This window comes from Amycolatopsis sp. SID8362, assembly GCF_010550475.1.
Lineage (GTDB): Bacteria > Actinomycetota > Actinomycetes > Mycobacteriales > Pseudonocardiaceae > Amycolatopsis > Amycolatopsis eburnea.
Map to the genome: position 1 here is coordinate 1 of NZ_JAAGNB010000735.1, position 19331 is coordinate 19331.

The window sequence follows — 19331 nt, forward strand, 5'->3', positions numbered from 1 at the left end:
GACCCGCGGCCGTTGACCGAGGCGATCCGGGCCGCGATGACCCGGCAGCCGCGGCGGGTGGCGGTGGCGACCCCGCGGGGCGAGACGACGTGCGGGGAACAGCTCGCCCTGGCCGGCCGGGTGGGCGCTTACCTGCGGCAAGACGCCGCGACCGGCCCGATCGGCCTGTACTTCCGCGCCGGCGACACCGCGGCCGCGATCGCCGCGATGGCCGGCGTTCTGGAGAGCGAACGCCAGTACGTGTTCCTCGAGCCGCGCGATCCCGTGGCGAGGCTGCGGCGGATCGTCGCGGACGCGGGCGTCCGCCTGATCTTGGCGGGGGAGGACCTCCCGTGGCGGGCAGGGCCGCGGGTCGTGCGCTTCGACGACATCGAGGCGGCGGAAGCCCACGGACACCTCGCGGCAGGCCCGGCGCGCGGCTACCTGCTCTACACGTCCGGCACCTCGGGAACGCCGAAGGGTGTGATCCAGGAGGCTGACCACGTCCGGTTCTTCGCCGAGCAGTACCGGCGGCGCCTGTCGATCACCGAGCACGACCGGCTCAGCCTCGTGTCCTCCCTCGGTTTCGACGCCGCGGTCCTGGACGTCTACACGGCGCTGGTCACCGGCGCGCAGCTGCGCGTCCTGGCCTTCCACGACAATGCCGGGCACCACGACCTCCGGCAGTGGGTGGCCGGTCAGTCGATCACCGTCCTGCACGCGACCCCTTCGCTGTACCGGAAGATCCTGTCCCGGCGCAGCGGGCCCGGCGCCGGTGACCTGCGTGCCGTCGTCCTGGGCGGCGAACCCGTGCAGCCTGCCGACGCGGTGCGGCACTTCGAGCTGTTCCCCGGCGTCGACCTCTACAGCCTCTACGGCCAGGCGGAAAGTACCTTCAACGCCCTGCAGCGCATCGACCCCGAGCATCCATCGCGCACCATCAACTTGGGCGTTCCCTGCGACGGGACCACGTTGTCGGTGGACGCCGGGCACGGCGGCCGCCCCGAGGTGTACGAAGTCGGCGAGATCGTCGTCGGATCACGGCACGTCGCGAAGGGCTACCTCGGCCTCCCGGACCTCACCGCGGAAAAGTTCCGGGACGGGGGCTACCGCACCGGTGACCTCGGCCGGTTCCGGCCGGACGGGGAGATCGAGCTGGTCGGCCGGGCGGACCGGCAGCTGAAGGTCAACGGCCACCGCGTGGAACCGGCCGAGCTCGAGACGGCGCTGGCGGAGCACCCCGCCGTCACCCGGGCGCGGGTCGTCAAGTACCTGGCGGCCGACGGCGGCGAGGCATTGGCGGCGTACGCCGAGGTGCCCGACGAGCGGCAGCGCGCTGCCGTGGCCCCCGCCGAGCTGCGCGCACTGTTGGCTCGGACGGTGCCCGCCGCTGTCGTCCCGGCCACCGTCCACGTGCTCGGTGCCTTCCCGCTCACGCCCAACAACAAGCTCGACCCGGCCCGGCTGCCCGCGCCGGGGGAGCCGGGCCCCGGCGACGGCCCGGCGCGGCCGATGACCGAGCGGGAACGCACCGTCGCCGAATGCGTGGCGGACGTCCTGGGCGTCGCGCCCGCCGGTCCGGAAGCGTCGTTCTTCGAGCTGGGCGGAAGCTCGCTCAGCGTGATCGAACTGCTGCACCGGCTGGAGAAGACGACCGGGCTCACGCTGTCCTTCAAGGACGTCTTCGAGGCGCCGACGGTGGCCGCCATGGCCGCGCGGCTGGTACCGGCCACGGATTCGACGTGGCCGGCGCTCACGCGGCGCCCGCCGCGCGCCGAGTACCCCGTGACCTCCAGCCAGACGCGGATCTGGGTGCAGGACCAGCGCACGTCCTACAACGTGCTGGCGTCGGTCCATGTCACCGGCGGGCTGGAGCTTGGGCGGCTGGAACGTGCTGTCGACGCGGTCGTGGCCCGCTACGGGATTCTGCGCACGCGCTTCGCCCGGCGCGAGGACGAGCTGGTGCAGCGCGTCGGCGACCGGCTGCCCGCTGGCGGGGTGCAGGTCGAGCGCGTGCCCCCGGACGGCGATCAGGAGGCGGCCATGGCCGCGATCGAACGGCGGGAGCTGCACCGGCGGTTCGACCTGGCCACCGGCCCGCTGTTCCGGGTGACATACGTGACCGGTGTGCACCCGGACGACGTTCTCATGCTGTCCATGCACCACATCGTGTGCGACGCGATCTCCGTGACGATTTTCGCCGAGGAGGTGCTGAAGGCCTACGCGCAGCGGAATCCCTTGCCGGAACCCGCACTCCAGTACGGCGACTACGCCTTGTGGCTGCGCGACCTGCGCGACCGTGGGCTTCTGGAGCCGAGCCGGGCCTACTGGGAAGACAAGCTGAAGGACGGTGTTCCCGCCCTGAAACTCCGGACGGACCGCCCGCGGGGGCCCGTGAAGTCGTTCGGCGGGGCGGTCTTCCACGGTGATCTCGACGAGGCGCTGACCACTCGCGCGCTCGACTTCTGCCGGGCCGAAGGTATCACCCTGTTCACCCTGCTGCACTCGGCCACGGTGGCGACCCTGCACAACCGGACCGGTCAGACCGACATCTGTCTCGGCACGCTGGCAGCCGGCCGCGAGTTCTCACCGGATCTGCGGACGCAGATCGGGTTCCTCGCCGGCACCCTGGCCCTCCGGACGGCGTTCCGGGCGGACACGACCTTCCGCGCGCTGCTGGCCGGTGCCCGGGCGGAGTTCCTGGAGTCCCACGCCCGGCAGCTGTACCCGCTGGAACAGCTGGCCGACGTGGTCCCGCGCCCGGAGCCGGGGCGCGGCTTCCTGTTCGACGTCCTGCTGGTCCTGCACGACCTGGACGGCTTCGAGGACCGCGTCCGCCGGGAGACCGGCCTCGGAATCAGGCTGCGGGACCGGCGCGAGTGCGTGGCCAAGTTCGACCTGACCTTCAACTTCACCGTCCGCGGTGGACGGATCGGGGCGATGGTCGAGTTCGATTCCGCCCTGTACGACGAAGAGTCGGTCGCGCTGCTCTGGCGGCGGTTCGCGGCGCTGCTCGCGGAAGCGGTGGACGCACCGGAGCGGCCGCTCGCCGAATACGGCGGGACGGTCGACGAAGAGCAGCTCGCCGCCGCTGACCACGACATCGACTTCGACTTCTAGGACGAGACGATGACCGAGAAGACCCTGGATCCCCGCATCGCCCTGGACTTCTGGGTGCGGAAGCTCGGCGGCTGCGAACCGTCGGACCGGCCGGTGGCGCTGACGCCGTCGGGGCACACCGGCGGCCGGGGACACTGGTCGGTCACCGCGTCCGAAGCGGATCTGACCTTCCTGCGGAAGGCGAGCCGCGGCGACGCCCAGGCGGAAATGGTCCTTTATAACGCTCTCTACCACTTCCTGCTGTCGTTCTACTTCGGACCGGACGCCGGCGTAGTCGCGGTGGGCGGCCTCGCCCCGGCCTCCGAGGCGCTCACGTTCCACACCGGCCGGTTCGACGAGGAGGGGACGCTCCGGGACGCGATCGGCGCGACCCGCGCCGAGACGCTCGAGGCCGCGCCGTACCGTGACTACCCGTGGGATGGCCTGCGCGGCTGGATAGACGCCCAGGGCGACGTGCTCGACGTCATCCGGTTCGGGCTGGTGAGCCGGGGCGACGCGGAGGTGACCCCGTGGCTGGCGTCCCGGGTGGCCTACTTGCTCGAAGTGCCGGTCACCGGGCAGGGCACGGAATTCACGCTGACCTGCGCCCCCGGCTGCGACGGGCGGACGGCGTCCCGGTTCCTGCACCACTTCGTGGGCCTCGTGCGGAGCCTGCGGGACAACCTCGACCGGCCGCTGCGGCGGATCCCCGTCCTCACCCCCGCCGAGGTCGGCCGGCTCGCCGGCGCGCTGACCGGCCCGGCGCCGGACCCGGAGTTGCCGGCCAGCCTGCTCGTGGACTTCCGCGGGCAGGTCGCCGCCACCCCGGACGCCGTGGCGGTCGTGGACGCCGCCGGCGCCCTCAGCTACCGGCAGCTCGACGAAGACGCCAACCGGCTCGCCCGCTTCTTCCGGGAGGAACACGGTCTCGGGCGCGGGGACTTCGTCGCGGTCGCGCTGCCCGCGGGCCGCGACCTGATCGTGGCCGTCCTCGCCACGCTCAAGGCGGGCGCGGCCTACGTGCCGATCGACCTGCGCTATCCGGCGGACCGCCAGGCGCTGCTGATCGAGCAGAGCGGCGCGGCCGCGGTGGTGGTGCGGGAGCCCGGTGACCTCCCGGTGCCCGTCGCGAACGTGATCGCGCTGGGCCGGCTCGCGGACCGGATCCGCGACTACCCGGAAACCGACCCCGGGACGGACGTCCGCGCGGACGACAGTGTCTACGTGATCTTCACGTCCGGGTCGACCGGCACGCCGAAGGGGGTCGCGGTCGAACACGGGGCGTTCCGCAACCTCCTGGCCTGGTACCTGCGGGAGGTGTGCGACCAAGAGCAACCGGACTTCCTGCTCATCGCCCCGGTCAGTTTCGACCTGGCCCAGAAGAACCTCTTCGCGCCGCTGCTGTGCGGGGGACGGCTGCACCTGCCGGGCACGGCCCTGGACGATTACTCCGCCACCGCCCGGTACGTCGACGCGCACGGCATCGACGTCGTCAACAGCGCGCCGAGCGCCTTCTACCCGCTGCTGGAGTTCGGCGGCGACCGGGAGTTCCACGCGCTGCGGTCGCTGCGCCACGTCGTGCTCGGCGGGGAACCGATCGACGCCGCGAAGCTCGCTGCGTGGACCAGTTCGTCCCACTTCCGGGCGAGCATCATGAACTCCTACGGCCCCACCGAGTTCACCGACGTCGTCAGCTACCACCGGCTCGACGCCACGGACCTGCGGCCGGACGGCGGCCCGATCCCCATCGGCCGCCCGATCGACGGCATCCGCCTGTTCGTCCTGAACCCCCAGCAGCGATTGTGCCCGCCGGACACGGCCGGCGAGCTGTACCTCGGCGGCGCGGGCCTGTCCAAGGGCTACCTCAACGACCCCGAGCAGCAGGCGCGCCGGTTCGTCCGGCTCGATCCGGCCGAGACCGCTTTCGACGGTGTCCTCTACCGGACCGGGGACCTCGTTCGCTGCGAGGACGGCGACCGGCTGGAGTTCCTGGGCCGCGCCGACGACCAGGTGAAGATCAACGGGTTCCGGATCGAGCCGGGCGAGGTCGAGCGGGCGATCCGCGCACTGGACGGCGTGGCCGACGTGGTCGTCTGCGCCAAGCCGGTCCGGGGTGAGGACGTGCTGGTCGCCTACTACATCGCCGGCTCTCCGCTGGACCCGCGGTCCCTGCGGGAACAGGTCGCGCGGACCCTGCCGCCCTTCGCCATCCCGACCTACTTCGTCCGGCGGCCGTCCTTCCCGCGGTCGCCGAGCGGCAAGCTCGACCGGCGGGCGCTGCCGGCGCCCCGCGGCGACGACGTGGCGACCGCGTTCGAGCCGCCCGCCACCCCGGTGGAAGAACGGCTGGCCCGGCTCTGGGCGCGCCTGCTCGACCGCGGGCGGATCGCCCGGCACGACGACTTCTTCGCGCTGGGCGGGCACAGCCTCACCGCCATCCGCCTGGTGTCCTACGTCTCGAAGGATTTCGGCGTCGAGCTGAGCGTCGGTGCCGTGTTCGAACACTCCCGCCTCGACGACCTCGCGGCGGTCGTCAGCGCCGCCGCGCCGGGCCGGTTCGCCGGCATCCCCCGGCTGGCGCCCGCCGACGACTACGAGCTGTCCAACGCGCAGCGGCGGCTCTGGCTCGCCTCGCAGTTCGAATCCGCGTCCCAGGCCTACAACCTCAGCTCGGTTTACGAGATCCGGGGCGAGGTCGCGGCCGAACGGCTGGAGCGGGCGCTGCTGAGCGTTATCGGCAAGCACGAAAGCCTGCGCACGGTGTTCCGCACGGGCCCGGACGGCGAGGTGCGGCAGGTGATCCGGACCGTGTCGGCGACGGGCTTCCACCTCGGGCACCTGTCGTCGACCGGGGAGGAGGCCTTGGCGGAGTTCGCGGGACAGCCGTTCGACCTCGCTGGGGGACCGCTGCTGCGGGCCGCCCTCGGTGAGACCGCGGACGGTAGCCACGTCTTCGCCTTCGCCGTCCACCACAGCGTCTGCGACGCCTGGTCGCTCGGCGTGTTCGTGAGCGACCTGCTGAAGTTCTACGATCCCGCGCCGGCGGGCCCGCCGGTCGCCGAGCTGGGAGTCCAGTACAAGGACTACACCGCCTGGCTGCGGGACCGCCTGGCGTCCCCGCGGCACGACGCCCACCGCGCGTTCTGGCGCGCCACCCTGGCCGGGATCGACGCCGTGCCTCCGGCCGGCCTGCCGGGCGGCAAACCGCGTCCGGTGGTCAAGACCCACGCCGGCGCGGTCGTCGAGCACGCCTTCCCGGCCTCCTTCGCCGCCCGGGTCGAGGAGCTGGGCGCCCGGCACGGGTGCACCCTGTTCATGGTGCTGGTGGCAGCCCTCAAGGCGACCCTGTTCCGGCAGAGCGGCCAGCCGGACATCACGCTCGGCACCCCGGTCGCCGGGCGGGACCACGTCGACCTGGAAGACCAGATCGGGTTCTACGTCAACACGGTCCCGCTGCGGACCACAATGGACCCCGGAGACACGTTCGGCGCGCTGCTGGCCAAGGTCAAGGCGGGCACCACGGCAGCACTGGAGCACCGGGCCCACCCGTTCGACGCCATCGTGGACGACCTCGCGCTGCGGCGCGATCCCGGCCGCAGCCCGGTCTTCGACCTGCTGGTCGTCCTCCAGAACGCGACCGACAACCAGGCGCTCGGCCACATCGAGGGTCCCGGCTTCCGGCTGCGGCGCCGGCCGGCCCCACAGCGGTTCAGCAAGTTCGACGCGACCTTCACCTTCGCCGACCGCGGCTCGGCCGCCGGGCTCGCGATGGAAGTCGAGTACAACACCGACCTCTACGACGAAGGCGCGGTCCGCCGGTTCGCCGGCGCGTTCGAGACGGTGCTCGCCGACGCGTGCGACGACGCGACGCGCCCGCTGGGGCAGCTGCGGTGCGTGCCGGCGGCCGAACGGGATCTCGTGCTGGCCTTCGGCCGCGGCCGTGCCGACCCCGGCGGCCTGCCGTTCGCGACCCGCTTCGCCGACCGGTGCGCCGCCTCGGCAAACGATCCGGCACTTTTGGTCGGCGACCAGGTCGTGACCTACGCGCAGCTGGGCATGCGGTCCGACCAGTTCGCCGGGTTCCTCACCGCGGAGCTGGGCGTGCGCCCCGGAGACCACGTCGCGATTCTGCTCGGCCGGGACGACTGGCTGGTCGTGTGCCTGCTCGGCGTGCTCAAGGCCGGCGCCGCCTTCGTCCCGCTCGACCCGGCCTACCCCGACCGCCGCATCGAGTTCATCCTCGGCGACTGCCACTGCGACGTCGTCGTGGATGCACCGCTCGTGCGCCGCTTCCGGGCCGCCCTCGGCGAGTGGCCCGCTGTCCCGGCCGCGTCACCGTCACCCGAGGCGACCGCGTACGTCATCTACACCTCCGGGTCCACCGGGAACCCGAAAGGCGTGCAGATCACCCACGACAACCTCGCCGCGTTCCTCCAGTGGTGCCTGCGCGAGTTCGCCGGCACCGACGCCGAAGTGGTCTTCGCCGCCACCTCCATCTGCTTCGACCTCTCGATCTTCGAGCTGTGCTACTCCCTGGTCGCGGGCAAGGCCGTGCGGATCATCGAATCCCCGGCACACATCGGCGAGTGGCTGGGCGCACACCGGCGCGTCCTGCTCAACACCGTGCCCTCGGTGATCATGGAGCTGGCCCGCGCCGGCCACGACCTGTCGGGCGTGACGGCGGTCAACGTGGCCGGCGAGCCCGCGCCGCCCGCGCTCCGGGAGGTGCTGGACGTCGGCCGCACCGAGGTCCGGAACCTCTACGGCCCGTCCGAGGACACGACCTACAGCACGGTCTACCGCTTGGCCGATGGCACCGGGGCCGTTCCCATCGGCCGGCCCGTCGACAACACCCGGGTCTACGTCCTCGACGCCGCCGGGCACCCGGCCGGCATCGACGTGGCCGGGGAGATCCACCTCGCCGGCCGGGGGCTCTGCCGCGGGTACGTCAACCGTCCGGAGCTCGACGCGGCGGTGTTCACCGAGCACCCGGAGTTTCCCGGCGAGCGGCTGTACCGGACCGGCGACCACGCCCGGTGGCGCCCGGACGGCAACCTCGAGTTCCTGGGCCGTCGCGACGCGCAGGTGAAGATCCGCGGGCGGCGCATCGAGCTGGGGGAGATCGAGGTCGCGCTGCAGCGGCTGCCCGGGGTCCGGCAGGTGGCCGTGCTGGTCCGGGGAGAGGGGAGCACCGCCGAGCTGGACGCCTACTACGTGGCCGACGAGCCGCGGACCGGGCCGGACGAGGTCCGGCGGTCGCTCGCCGCTGTCCTGCCGGGCTACCTGGTCCCGGCCGGGCTCGCCCGCCTCGGGGAGTTCCCGCTGACGCCGAACGGCAAGGTGGACCGGCGGGCGCTGCTCGCCCGCGGCGGACCGGAACGGCCGGGACCACGCATGGTCGCGGCGGCGCCGGAGACCGGGCTCGAGCGCCGGGTGCTCGCGATCTGGCAGTCCGTCGTGGCCGCGCCCGGGGCCGGCGTCGACGACTCGTACTTCGACCTGGGCGGCGACAGCCTCCGCGCCATGACGATCATCGCCCGGCTCAACGAAGACCTGGGCGCCGGGCTGCGGATCAGCGACCTCTACTACCACCCGACCGTGCGTGCGCTGGCGGCGAAGATCCGCGACAGTGCCGGGGAACGCGCGCCGCGGGCGTCGTCCCCGGCCGCCGGTGGTGCCCGGCCGGCGGCCACTGAGTACCCCATCACGACGGCCCAGGCCGGCGTCTACTACCTGCAGCGGCTCGATCCACGCAGCACGGCCTACAACATCCCGCTGTCGTTCGCCGTCCGCGGCCCGCTCGACGAGACCCGCTTCCGCGCGGCCGTGCGCGAACTGGTCCGGCGCCACGACGCCTTCCGCACGCGGTTCGCCATCCGCAACCGCCAGGTCGTCGGCCTGGTCGAACCCACCGCCGAGGTGCCGATCGCGCGCGCGGATCTCCGCCCTGGCGAGGAAACCGCCGTGCTGCACGGCTTCGTGCGGCCGTTCGACCTGGCCGAGGCGCCGCTGATGCGCATCAAGCTCGCGAAGAGCTCGGACGTGGAGCACTACGTCGTCATCGATGTCCACCACATCGTGTTCGACGGCGCGTCGGTCGCGCTGTTGTTCACCGAGCTGATCCGGTTGTACCGCGGCGACGACCTCGACGAGCCGGGGCTGAGCTACGCCGATTACGCGCTGCTCGCCGGAGAAGCGGCCGCGGACGAGCGGGCCCGGCAGCGGGCCTACTGGATCGGGAAGCTCGGCGGGGAGCGGGCGCCGCTGGCCCTGCCGTTCGACTTCCCGAAGGGCGCGGTGCAGCGGTTCAGCGGCGGCTACGTGGACGTGTGGATCGGGGCGGAGCGCCGCAAACAGGTGGAGTCGCTGGCCCGGGAGGCCGGCACCACGGTGTTTTCGGTGCTGTTCTCGCTGTTCGCGGGCGTGCTGGCGCACATCGGCGGCCAGGACGACGTCACCGTGGGCATCCCGGTGGAGTGCCGCCGCGATCCGCGGATCCGGGCCACCATCGGCATGTTCGTGAACACCCTCGCCGTCCGCGTGCGGGTGGATCGCGCGCGGGGGCTGCGTGAGCTGGTGGAGGCCCACGCCACCGAGCTTTTCGCGGCCCTGGACCACCAGGAGTACCCGTTCGAGACGCTGGTCCGCGACCTCGGGCTCCCGGCGGACGGCAACCACCCTCCGCTGTTCGAGGTGATGTTCGCCTACTACCCGCGGCTGCCGGTGGCGGAGCTGTTCCGCGGCGAGGACCTGGCCGTCGGGCAGTACCACGTCGACCGGCCCCGGATCAGCAAGTTCCCGGTGACCTTCCTGGTCGACGAGACCGAAGACGGCTTCCGCGTGAGCCTCAACTACGACAGTTCCCTGTTTCGGCGGGAGACGGCGGAGGCGATGGCGGACGTCGTCCGCGCGGCCTTCGGCCTGGTGGCGAACCCAGCGGAGCCGCTGTCGGAACTCCCGCTCCTGTGACCGCCTCCCGGAGTTCGACCGCGAAGGGCAGACCGATGAAAACCGAGGACGAAGTGCGGGCCACGATCAGCGAACTCTGGGCACAGGTCCTGGAAAACGACGAGCTCGCGGGGGACACCGACTTCTTCGCGGCGGGCGGCAGCTCGCTGAAGTCGCTTGTCATGCTGGCCGAGCTGAACGACGCCTTCGAGACGGAGTTCGAGCTCGCCGACCTGGCCGGCTGCCGGACCATCGACCAGCAGGTCACCGCGGTCTGGAACCGGCTCACCGGCGGGCCCTCCGCGCCCCGTGACGGGCAGGCCGTCGTCGTGCCGCTGACCAGGGACCCCGGCCGCTCCGACGTCACCTTCGTGGCCATCCACGACGTCGGCGGCGACGTCTACGGCTACCTCGCACTGGCCGGTCAATTCTCCGGCCGGGCCGACCTCTACGGCATCAAGGCGGCGCACGAGGAGTTCGAGGTGCCCCGGCCGTTGTCGATCGCCGGCCTGGCGGAGAAGTACGTGGCGGCCCTGGTGTCGCGGCTCGGCGCCGAGCGCCGGTTCGTGCTTGTGGGCTGGAGCCTCGGGGGCCTGATCGGCTTCGAGATGGCGAAGCTGCTCGACGAGCGCGGCCGGCCCGTCGAACGCCTGGTCCTCGTCGACTCGCCGTACGAGCTCGACCTCCCGAGCCCGGACGACGCCGGGATGTTCACGCCCGAACACGAGCGGGCCCTGCTCGCCGGGTTCGCCTGGGAGGGCACTCCACCGGGCGCGTCGGTGGCGGAACTGTGGTGCGCGGTCCGCGCAGGCCTGGACGCCCCTACCAAGGAACGCCTGGCAGCCGAGCTCCACCGGCGCTTCCCCCTCCTGGCCCGGGTGATCCCGCACCTCGCCGGCCTCAACGAGACCGAGTTCGTCTGCTACGTCAACAGGTTCCGCTCGGTGTACCAGGCAGGCCGCAACCACCGGCCCGAGGGCGTCACCACCGCACCGGTCGACCTGTTGACGGCGTCCCGCTCGCAGAACTTCGATGCCCGGTGGGCCAAGCACACTTCGGCGGCGTTCCGCCGGGTGTCACTGGACGGCGACCACTTCTCCGTCCTCGGTCGCGCGTCCGCACCGGCCACCGCTCGCACCATCCTCGCCCTGGACGACCGGTAGACCACCTCACGGCTGGCGGACCCGGACCGGTTCCAGGTCACCGAAGGCGTCCAGCCCCTGCCGCCCGGCGCGGCGGGCGATGAGGGCCAGCAGCGGCCCGGCCATCGCGGTGGTGATGATGGCCATGAGCACCATGGCGCCGTAGAGCTGTTGGTCGAGCAGCCCAGTCTGCAGGCCGATGCCCAGTGCGATGAGCTCGGTAAGCCCGCGCGTGTTCATCAGGGTGGCGATGACGGCAGAACGCTCGGCGGGCAGCCCGCCGGCCCGGGCGCCGGCGTACGCCCCCGCGTACTTCCCGAGGATGGCGAGGGCGACGACGAGTCCGAGGTCGACGACGCCGGCGAGCCCGAGGCGGGAAAGGTCGACGTTGAAGCCGGTGATGACGAAGTACACCGGCAGCAGCAGTTTCGTCGCGACTTCGAGGGGGCGGGTGAGGGACTCGCGGACTTCGCGGGTCGCGCTCTTCGGCATGATCAGGCCGAAGAGGAACGCGCCGAAGACCAGGTGGAGACCCATCAGCTGAGTGGCTGCGGCGGTGGCGAGGACGCCGGTGAAGATGACGGTCACTGTCGCGGCCGGCGGAGTGGCGCCGGCGAGCAGGCGGTTCAGCAGCGGCCGCACGGCACCGAACATGACGGCGACGAACGGGATCAGGAGCAGGGGCTGCCAGTGCGCGCCGAAGTCCTGCGCGGAAACGGCCTGCACGAACGCGAGCATGGTCCACGCGACGACGTCGCAGACGGCGGCGGCGGACAGCGCGATCGTGCCGACGGCGGTCCGCGTCAGCCGACGTTCGGCGATGATCCGGGCGAGGACCGGGAACGCGGTGATCGACAGGGTGACGCCGACGAAGAGCACGAATCCGGTGCGGCTGACCGGCTGGTGGTGCCCGGCGAGGTAGCAGGCCACCCCGGCGCCGAGCCCGAACGGCAGCGCGGCGGACCCGATCGCGACGGCGGCGACGGCTCGGCGGGTGCCAGCGGCGCCGGCGTGCTCGATGCCCATGCCGACCAGGAACATGAACAGGGCGAGGCCGATGTTGGCCAGCGCCGAAAGAAACGGCCGGACGTCATCGGGGAACAGCCAACGGGTGAGGACACCGCCGAACAGCGTCGGCCCGACGGCGATCCCGGCGACGATTTCCCCGACGACCGCGGGCTGACCCAGTTTGCGCGCGAGGAACCCGGCCGCGCCGGCCAGGGCGATGACGAGCGCGACGTCGACCAGAAGCATGGCCACCTGGTGATCGGTCACTGGAGAACCTTTCGCATACCGGCGTCACTTCGCGAGCCCGGCTCGGAACGGCCACAAGAGGTGATCGGTACCCGCGGAAGCAATGCGAATTCGCCCGCTCGTACGAGAGGTCCGATGGCGCGGGCTCGGAATCCCGGCCGGGCAAAGCGGTTGCGGAGCGTCGCCGGTCACTTTTCTGGGCTCTGCCCCGTTTGTCAACCGAGGTGGCAGGCCAGTCCACGCTGTCCAGGTGAACTCGCGGCACACTCGCTCCGCGCGGCGCGACGGTACACTTCGACCAGCCGAGCGCGGAGGTATTCCTCCGTCGCCGGCAGTGGTTCCGTGGTCGCGGACGGCCGTCGCGACACCGGCCCGTCGGGTTCCGATCCGTTCTCCAGGACCGCGTGCAGCGCGGCGACGTCACAGAGCGTCTCGTCCAGACCTGCACCCGACTGTGCTCGCGCTCTGACCATGATGGCCAGTGCTCCGAAGTGTCCATTGCCGGCATCGCACATTCGCTCACCGGCTTGACAACTTCGATGTGTCGGCAACGCCACCCGGCGGTGCGGTCAGCCGGGATACGCCGAGTTCTGCTTCGCCCAGTTCTTCTCGGCGTCGGAGCCTCCTGGAGGTGGCACGATTCCGTTGATCCAGAGGTCCTCGCTGGTTTCGTCGTCGTGGAACGCCCGGTGCGGCCCCCGTGGGTTTCGAGCTGGGCTTGCAGCATGCCCTTGATCCACCGGGGGCCTCCTGGTCGGGGTTGTGCCGGGCGATGTGGTCGATGACGATGCGCACCCCGGCCGCGGTCGGCTGGCCGCCGACGTAGAAGTCCTCGGGCCGGGTCTTGTGGAACAGCGTGATCACGTGGAACCGGGGCAACCGGACCTGTTCGTAGTGGTCGGCGATGCGGACGGCGAACAGGTGCGTGTAGTCCCCGGGTGACGGGGACGTCAGCCGGCGGCCGCGAAGGTCAGGTGTTCCACGGAGCCGGACAGCGCCGCCATGACGTCGTCGGCGAGGAATTCGGTGTCCCCGGCCTCAAGGCCGTCGATTATCCGCGCCGATGCAATGGACAGCTATGCCGGCGGTGCCGATGAACCGGCCCGGCCGGCTGTGGTCTTCGTGCACGGTGGCCCCGTCCCCGAGGGCAATCACCCCGAACCTCGAGACTGGCACGGATTTGTCGGATATGCGACCGTGGCGGCGCGAGCCGGCCTGGTCGGCCTCACCTTCAACCATCCGCTCGGCCTGTGGTTCTTCTCCGGCGGCGTGCTCGCAGCTTCCTGGCTGCGTCAGGCTGGTGCCGGCGCCGCCGCTGGGCTTGGCTGGGTGACCGTCCGCGTTTCGACATCGCACACGCGGGCGCACGGCTTCGAGGAACACGGGCCCGCGCCGCGGACCACCGCGCGATGCACTGGCTGACCAGCATCCTGTTACCCTTCAATGTGGACAACGCAGAAGCGGTCGGCGCACCGAGCAAGCGGGTTATCGGATGACTGGGCCAGGTGTCGCGGGTCTGTCGTTGCGCGGCGTGGTGTACGACGTCGGCGTGATGGTGTTCGCCGGACGCGAGTCGCGCCCGCTCTTCGACGCCGCAGCGGTCGAGCGAGACATGCGAGCAATAGCGGAAGACCTCCATTGTTCCGCGGTGCGCATCGTGGGCCACGATCTGGAGCGGATGCAGGTGGCCGCCCGGTGCGCGCAGCGGCACGGCCTGGCGGTGTGGCTGTCGCCGCAGCGACACAACGCGACCGAGCACGAATTCCTCAGCACCGTGGCCGAGGCGGCACGGCTGGCCGCGCAGCTCACCGCCGACGGGGACGTCGTGCTCGTGGTGGGCTGGGAGCTGACGATGTTCATGCGAGGGCTGGTCTCCGGCGCCGGAGTCACCGAGCGCGGACGGACCTTCGCCTCACCATGGCGGCTCATGCTCAGCACCGCACGACGCGGGTCGTTCAACACCCGCCTCAACGCGGTCCTGGCTCGCGCCCGCACTCTCGCCCGGGAGTACTTCAGCGGTCCGCTCACCTACGCCTCGGGCATGTGGGAGGAGGTCGACTGGTCGGAGTTCGACATTGTCTGTGTCGACGCCTACCGCGACTCCAAGACTCGGCACGGATTCCCCGGCGCCATTGCGCAGTGGAGCCGGCACGGAAAACCGGTCGTGGCCAGCGAGATCGGATGTGCCACCTATCGCGGAGCCCGTGATCGCGGTGCGCTCGCCTGGACGATCGTCGACCATGCCCAAACGCCACCCCGGCTGCGGGGAACCTACGAGCGCAGCGAAGACGAACAGGCCGGCGAAATCCGCGAAGTGCTCGACGTGCTGGTCGAAGCAGGCGCGGACGGCGCCTTCGTGTTCACCTTCGCCAGCTGGACCTATCCACACGACTCCGATCCGCAAGCAGACCTCGACCGGGCCGCCTACGGGCTGGTTGCCGTCCGACCGGACGGCACATGGGAGCCCAAGCGTGCATTCACCACTGTGTCCCGGCTTTACAGTCGCCCGTAACCGCTGCCGTGTTGATCATGGAGGTGGGGTCGTTCGACGCACTCGAACGTGACCAGCCGCGAGCCGTCGCGGTAGGCGGCTGACCACAACCGGGGTCCGCGATCTCATCGGCGCGGTCGTCGCCCCCCTGGGGAAACCTCCTGGCCGCGCTGGACCTCAAGGACGCGCGGGCGTCATCTCGGAATTTTTGCAGCCATCTTTGGTAGACTTTGGTGGTCGAGTTGCGAGGCGAAGAGGTTCGATGACCGATACGACAGCAGCGGCGCGCATGGTGCGCCTGGTCCGTGAGGCCAGGAGCTGGGCGCAGCACGACCTGGCGAACGCCGCCGGGATCTCGCAGGGCTTCGTGTCGAAGGTCGAAAAGGGACTCCTCCCCCTGACGGGCGACTACCTCGACAAGGTCGCCGCCGCCCTTGCGGTGCCGCCGGACCTGCTCCGGACTTCGGAGCCAGTCGGCGGCGTCGAGGTCACGTGCCTGCACCACCGGCGCCGTTCCAGTGTCATGTCGGTGACGACGATGCGTGCCGTCGAAGGATTGACGCACCTGACCCGGCTTTCCGTCGATCGCTTGTCGACGGACGTGGACAGGCTGCTGCCGCGGCGTGAGCTGATCCGGATGCCTGTCGAAGAGCACGGGAGCCCGGCGACGATTGCGGGCACGCTCCGGAAATTCTGGGACGTGCCTGACGGCCCCGTCCACGACGTGGTCGGTCTGTTCGAATCCGCAGGCGTGCGCGTCATGCGCCGCGACCTGGGCACGACGGCACAGGACGCGGTGAGTACCTGGCCTGCGGGCCGGCAACCGTTGATCCTGATCAACCGTGGTCTGCCGCCCGATCGCGAGCGGTTCACACTGGCACACGAAGTCGGCCACCTGATCATGCACGAGATGCCGTCGGACGAGCAGGAGAAGGAAGCCAACCAGTTCGCCGGCGAGTTCCTCGCGCCCGCGACTGACCTCGAACCGCTGCTGGCAGGCCTGACCGTACGGCAGTTCCCGAAGCTGGCCGAGCTGAAGCTGACTTGGAAGGTCTCGATGGCGATGCTGATCCAGCGCGCCGCCGACCTGGACTGCATCTCGGCCAACCAGTTCAAGTCGTTCCGCATCCGGCTGAACCAGTACGGCTGGAGCAAACGCGAACCGGGCGACCTCCCCGCGGAGTCGCCGCGGCACATCGCCGGCCTGGTCAAAACCCAACTCGACCGGCACGGACACGATGTCGACGCCGTTGCGGGAATCGCGCTCATGCTCCCGGAGCCCTTCCGGCGTCACTACCTGCCCCTTGTGGTGGACGACTCCGGCCCGGCGGCGGTGCGATCATGAACTCGGACAACCTGGGACCCGAGGGGGTCAGCGTGGTCGAACCCATCTCCATCGCGTCGGCAGCGGATGCGCCGTACAGCCGCCTGAAGACGGCCCTGGCCGACGTCCTCCTCGTCCAGGCCGACGCGAGCGATGCGCACATCGACATCGCGATCGAGCGCGCGAACCGCGCGGGCGGCGGCATCGTACTGACCGGCGAAAAGGCCCTGCAGAAGGCCGAGCATCTTGTCCGCGTGCAGCGCTACAAGCGGCCGATTCTGGTCGACCGCTCCCGGTACACGGGCAAGAACCGGCTACCGGCGTCAGCCGCATTCGACGCCGGCTGGATCCGGCGGCAGCGCCTGCTCGGGCTGCCGGCCGTGATCCCGGACGGCGGGTACGTCGACGAGCACGACGAGGACGGGATGCGCAGCGTACTGAGGCGGACAGCGGAATTGGGGCCCGACGTCGTGGCACCGCTGTTCCTCCACGTGAGGTGGCTGCACCCGGAGAACTTGCCGTGCCTGGTCGAGGCTGTGACGGAGGCGGGAGTCCCGATCGCGGTCGCGTTGGAGCACCTGGACGACCCGCTTGGCACGAAGTGGGCGGTATACGGGCTGGTGGCGCTGTTGCAAGTACACGTTCCGGTGCTGCTTCTCCGATGTGACACGTCGTCGATCGGTGCCCTGGCGTACGGCGCCGCTGCCGCCGCAGTCGGAACGCGGTCGAGCCTGCGGCATTTCTACCCGACCTCGGACGGCGGGGGAGGCCGCTCGCCAAAGCCCGCGGCCGTCGTGGAACGGCTCCTGTCCTACGTTCACCTCGACAAGATCGATCAGACCGCACAGCTGGACCCCGATCACCCGGACTGGCACTGCTCCTGCGACTGGTGCAACGGCCGGTCGCTCCAGGCACTGGCGTCGGCGCCGGATCCCGAGCTGGCTGCGTTCCTGCACTCGATCGAGATCCTCCACCGGATCCGAAGCGACATTCTCCGGGCCGGCGACCTCGCGGCACGGCGCCAAGCATGGACCGAGCAGTGCTCGTCCGCGCAGTTCAAGCACATGGACATCAACGACACCCGGCGCGCTTGGAACGTCCCGAAGTACCTCGGGCACTGGGCCGGGCGGGGCAACGATCCGGCGGATCTCAGCGCGCCGGCGAGGCCTCGACAAGGCCGTCTTCGATGAGACGAGCGTAGACCAGCTCTTCGGTCCACCGGGTCACCGTCGTCGGTCGTGCGGTGGCGACGGGACCGACCCTGCCCTGGTGTTCGACGACCGTGTCCGATGATCCGGCCCGCACCACCCAGACTCCGTAACGCTCGGCGTCCGCGAGGCAGGACGTTGGTGCTGGCGTGTCCTGCGTGAGAAGCAGGACAGTCGAGCTGAAGCCGGCGAAACCACTGACCGCCTTCATTCCTTGTTGCCAGCGCGCCCCGGTTGCCATCACAGCCGAGAGCGCGACCACCGATGGCGGTGCGGTCAGCTCGGGCCACTCCCACAAGGCGACCGACGCGCGGTCGGTGATGGGCGGTGTGTTCGTCTGCTGCCGAAAGGCGTGGGCCTCCTCATCGACCCGCGCCAGGACCGAGACTCGGCTGCCGAACAAGGTGATGTCCTTGACCAGGCTTCCCTGCCAGCCGAGGACCTGGACGGCGAGTTCCTCGGCGGACTCGCCGTCGGTGGGAATGAGCAGGCCGCCTCGCCGCTCACTGGACATCGGTCGTGCCTTCTTCCTGGATTCGTGCTGACGGCCGGTCCTGGAGCCTAGACGCGTCACTCGATCGTGGGCCAGGGTGTGGGTCGTCACCACCGCCTGCGTAGCGACTACGCACCTGCCATTCAGCCACGATGGTGAGCTCGCCACTCGTCTCGTCGCGTAGCTCGAAGTACACCGAGTCACCAGGTGCCAGGCCCAGCGCGCGTAGCAGCTTGACGGGGATCGCGACCTGGTTGACCGGTGAAATCTTCCGCGGCCCCACCAGATCCTGCATTTTGTAAGACTACAAAAATTACAAGTCTCAGTCCAGGGACGGGCAGAAGCACGGCCCACTCGGAAGTGTGAATGTCGGCTTGCTCCTGGTCGGGGGCAGGGAACTGGCTCAGGGAGGGAGCGAGCACTGGTTCCGAGGCTGGCCCGGATCTTGTCATCCGAGTGAAGGAGCCGGTGTCATGTCGTCGTCGAGCAGCCGTTCCACCGCGAACAGCCCCCTCACCATGCTGCAGAAGCAGTTCGAGCAGGACCGCGTCATCGCGACGTTCGACGAGGCGCTGAGCAGCTGGTCCAGCGCATCGCCCGCGTTCGCCGACATCACGTGCCACCAGGATCTGGTCGCGGTCTTGGCGACGCGTGACTACCCCCGTCACGACGAGGTGCTGCGCGCCCTGCTCACCCGTGCCGCGGAGCCCGGGGGCGCGGTCGCGGCCGAGATCGTGGTGAACGCGATGCTTCCGGCGGTCCCGGGGATCGTGGGCCGGGTCGTGCACGCGGTGCGGGTGGCTGCCGGGGGAGTCGGTGTCCGGCGTGGTGTGACGGGTGGTGGTGTTTCGGCGGCGGAGGACAGCCGGGACATCCAGGCGTCGGTCATCGGGCACCTCTGGGAGCAGTCTCGCTGCTATCCCCTGCGGCGCCGCAACCACGTCGCGGCGAATCTCGTGCGCGAGACCCAGCGCGCGGCGCAGCGAGACTTCGGCGTCGATCACGGCCAGGCCGCCGCGGACGTCGTGAGCATGGACGACGACGAGGTCCACCGACCGCTCGCGGCGGTCCCGCCGGAGATGGACGCGTCGGAGGAGTTGCTGGGGCTGCTGTCGTGGGCGGTGTCGGAAGAGCGGCTGGACGAACACTCCGCGACCATCCTGACCACCCGCTACTTCGGCGAGCCGGTGGGCCGGGACGGCGTGGCCACGGACCGGCAGATCGGCACGGTCCTGAGGTTGAGCCAGCCGACGATCACCCGGCACCGCCAGCGTGCGTTGGAGCAGCTCACGGCAGCTGCGGCCGAGTTCCCCGGAGGTGATCTTCCCTGGGCCGGCTGAATCACAGCGGCTCTTCGGCTGCGTGCCTCGGGTGCTGGGGAATGCGTTTGCGG

Annotated in this window: 12 protein-coding genes and 1 pseudogene; 8 read left to right on the forward strand and 5 right to left on the reverse strand. The window is 70.7% G+C overall.

What is annotated here, in order from left to right:
* From G3I65_RS22460 to G3I65_RS22470, 3 genes are all read left to right on the forward strand, one after another.
* Positions 1 to 3099: condensation domain-containing protein (locus G3I65_RS22460; RefSeq protein ID WP_203612466.1), on the forward strand; the 3099-nt coding region annotated here is incomplete at its 5' end.
* Between the two features lie 9 nt (positions 3100 to 3108).
* Complete coding sequence (locus tag G3I65_RS22465; protein WP_160697854.1) at positions 3109 to 10047, forward strand: amino acid adenylation domain-containing protein; 6939 nt, start codon at positions 3109 to 3111, stop codon at positions 10045 to 10047.
* A gap of 35 nt (positions 10048 to 10082) precedes the next feature.
* Positions 10083 to 11189: a thioesterase domain-containing protein gene (locus tag G3I65_RS22470; RefSeq protein ID WP_160697855.1), complete on the forward strand. Its 1107-nt coding sequence runs from the start codon at positions 10083 to 10085 to the stop codon at positions 11187 to 11189.
* Positions 11190 to 11195: 6 nt separating this feature from the next.
* Here G3I65_RS22470 and G3I65_RS22475 read toward each other — a convergent pair whose 3' ends face one another.
* The 3 genes and pseudogenes from G3I65_RS22475 to G3I65_RS58295 all read right to left on the reverse strand — a co-directional run.
* On the reverse strand, positions 11196 to 12443 hold the full coding sequence (locus G3I65_RS22475; protein WP_160697856.1) for a cation:proton antiporter: 1248 nt from the start codon (positions 12441 to 12443) through the stop codon (positions 11196 to 11198).
* Between the two features lie 548 nt (positions 12444 to 12991).
* Complete coding sequence (locus G3I65_RS58810) at positions 12992 to 13162, reverse strand: tautomerase family protein (protein WP_309235636.1); 171 nt, start codon at positions 13160 to 13162, stop codon at positions 12992 to 12994.
* A 64-nt stretch (positions 13163 to 13226) separates the two neighbouring features.
* A pseudogene (locus G3I65_RS58295) lies at positions 13227 to 13286 on the reverse strand (hypothetical protein); the annotation flags it as partial.
* 138 nt (positions 13287 to 13424) lie between these two features.
* Here G3I65_RS58295 and G3I65_RS22485 point away from each other — a divergent pair.
* From G3I65_RS22485 to G3I65_RS22500, 4 genes are all read left to right on the forward strand, one after another.
* The gene (locus tag G3I65_RS22485) at positions 13425 to 13844 is read left to right on the forward strand and encodes a hypothetical protein (protein WP_160697857.1); all 420 of its coding nucleotides are present in this window, start codon (positions 13425 to 13427) and stop codon (positions 13842 to 13844) included.
* 109 nt (positions 13845 to 13953) lie between these two features.
* A complete protein-coding gene (locus G3I65_RS22490) occupies positions 13954 to 14934 on the forward strand; it encodes an abortive infection protein (RefSeq protein WP_160697858.1) in 981 nt (326 codons plus the stop codon).
* Positions 14935 to 15175: 241 nt separating this feature from the next.
* Entirely contained in the window at positions 15176 to 16258 is a 1083-nt protein-coding gene (locus tag G3I65_RS22495; RefSeq protein WP_160697859.1) for an ImmA/IrrE family metallo-endopeptidase, read from the forward strand.
* Positions 16255 to 17427, forward strand: coding sequence for a hypothetical protein (locus G3I65_RS22500; RefSeq protein WP_160697860.1), 1173 nt, complete (start codon positions 16255 to 16257; stop codon positions 17425 to 17427). Before G3I65_RS22495 ends, G3I65_RS22500 begins: the two co-directional genes overlap by 4 nt.
* On the opposite strand, the gene G3I65_RS22505 is transcribed toward G3I65_RS22500, so the two are convergent.
* Complete coding sequence (locus G3I65_RS22505) at positions 17387 to 17959, reverse strand: hypothetical protein (RefSeq protein ID WP_160697861.1); 573 nt, start codon at positions 17957 to 17959, stop codon at positions 17387 to 17389. The genes G3I65_RS22500 and G3I65_RS22505 overlap by 41 nt on opposite strands.
* Positions 17949 to 18233, reverse strand: coding sequence for an AbrB/MazE/SpoVT family DNA-binding domain-containing protein (locus G3I65_RS22510; RefSeq protein ID WP_160697862.1), 285 nt, complete (start codon positions 18231 to 18233; stop codon positions 17949 to 17951). Before G3I65_RS22510 ends, G3I65_RS22505 begins: the two co-directional genes overlap by 11 nt.
* A gap of 178 nt (positions 18234 to 18411) precedes the next feature.
* On the opposite strand from G3I65_RS22510, the gene G3I65_RS22515 reads away from it, so the two are divergent.
* Positions 18412 to 19278, forward strand: coding sequence for a hypothetical protein (locus G3I65_RS22515; RefSeq protein ID WP_160697863.1), 867 nt, complete (start codon positions 18412 to 18414; stop codon positions 19276 to 19278).
* The last annotated feature ends 53 nt before the right edge of the window (positions 19279 to 19331 follow it).

What these genes read in the sequence shown, in the direction of transcription:
- G3I65_RS22465 (WP_160697854.1), top strand. Translation starts at nt 3,109, where the DNA reads ATGACCGAGAAGACCCTGGATCCCCGCATCGCCCTGGACTTCTGGGTG.
- G3I65_RS22470 (WP_160697855.1), top strand. Translation starts at nt 10,083, where the DNA reads ATGAAAACCGAGGACGAAGTGCGGGCCACGATCAGCGAACTCTGGGCA.
- G3I65_RS22485 (WP_160697857.1), top strand. Translation starts at nt 13,425, where the DNA reads ATGACGTCGTCGGCGAGGAATTCGGTGTCCCCGGCCTCAAGGCCGTCG.
- G3I65_RS22495 (WP_160697859.1), top strand. Translation starts at nt 15,176, where the DNA reads ATGACCGATACGACAGCAGCGGCGCGCATGGTGCGCCTGGTCCGTGAG.
- G3I65_RS22500 (WP_160697860.1), top strand. Translation starts at nt 16,255, where the DNA reads ATGAACTCGGACAACCTGGGACCCGAGGGGGTCAGCGTGGTCGAACCC.
- G3I65_RS22505 (WP_160697861.1), bottom strand. Translation starts at nt 17,959, where the DNA reads ATGTCCAGTGAGCGGCGAGGCGGCCTGCTCATTCCCACCGACGGCGAG.
- G3I65_RS22510 (WP_160697862.1), bottom strand. Translation starts at nt 18,233, where the DNA reads ATGCAGGATCTGGTGGGGCCGCGGAAGATTTCACCGGTCAACCAGGTC.
- G3I65_RS22515 (WP_160697863.1), top strand. Translation starts at nt 18,412, where the DNA reads ATGTCGTCGTCGAGCAGCCGTTCCACCGCGAACAGCCCCCTCACCATG.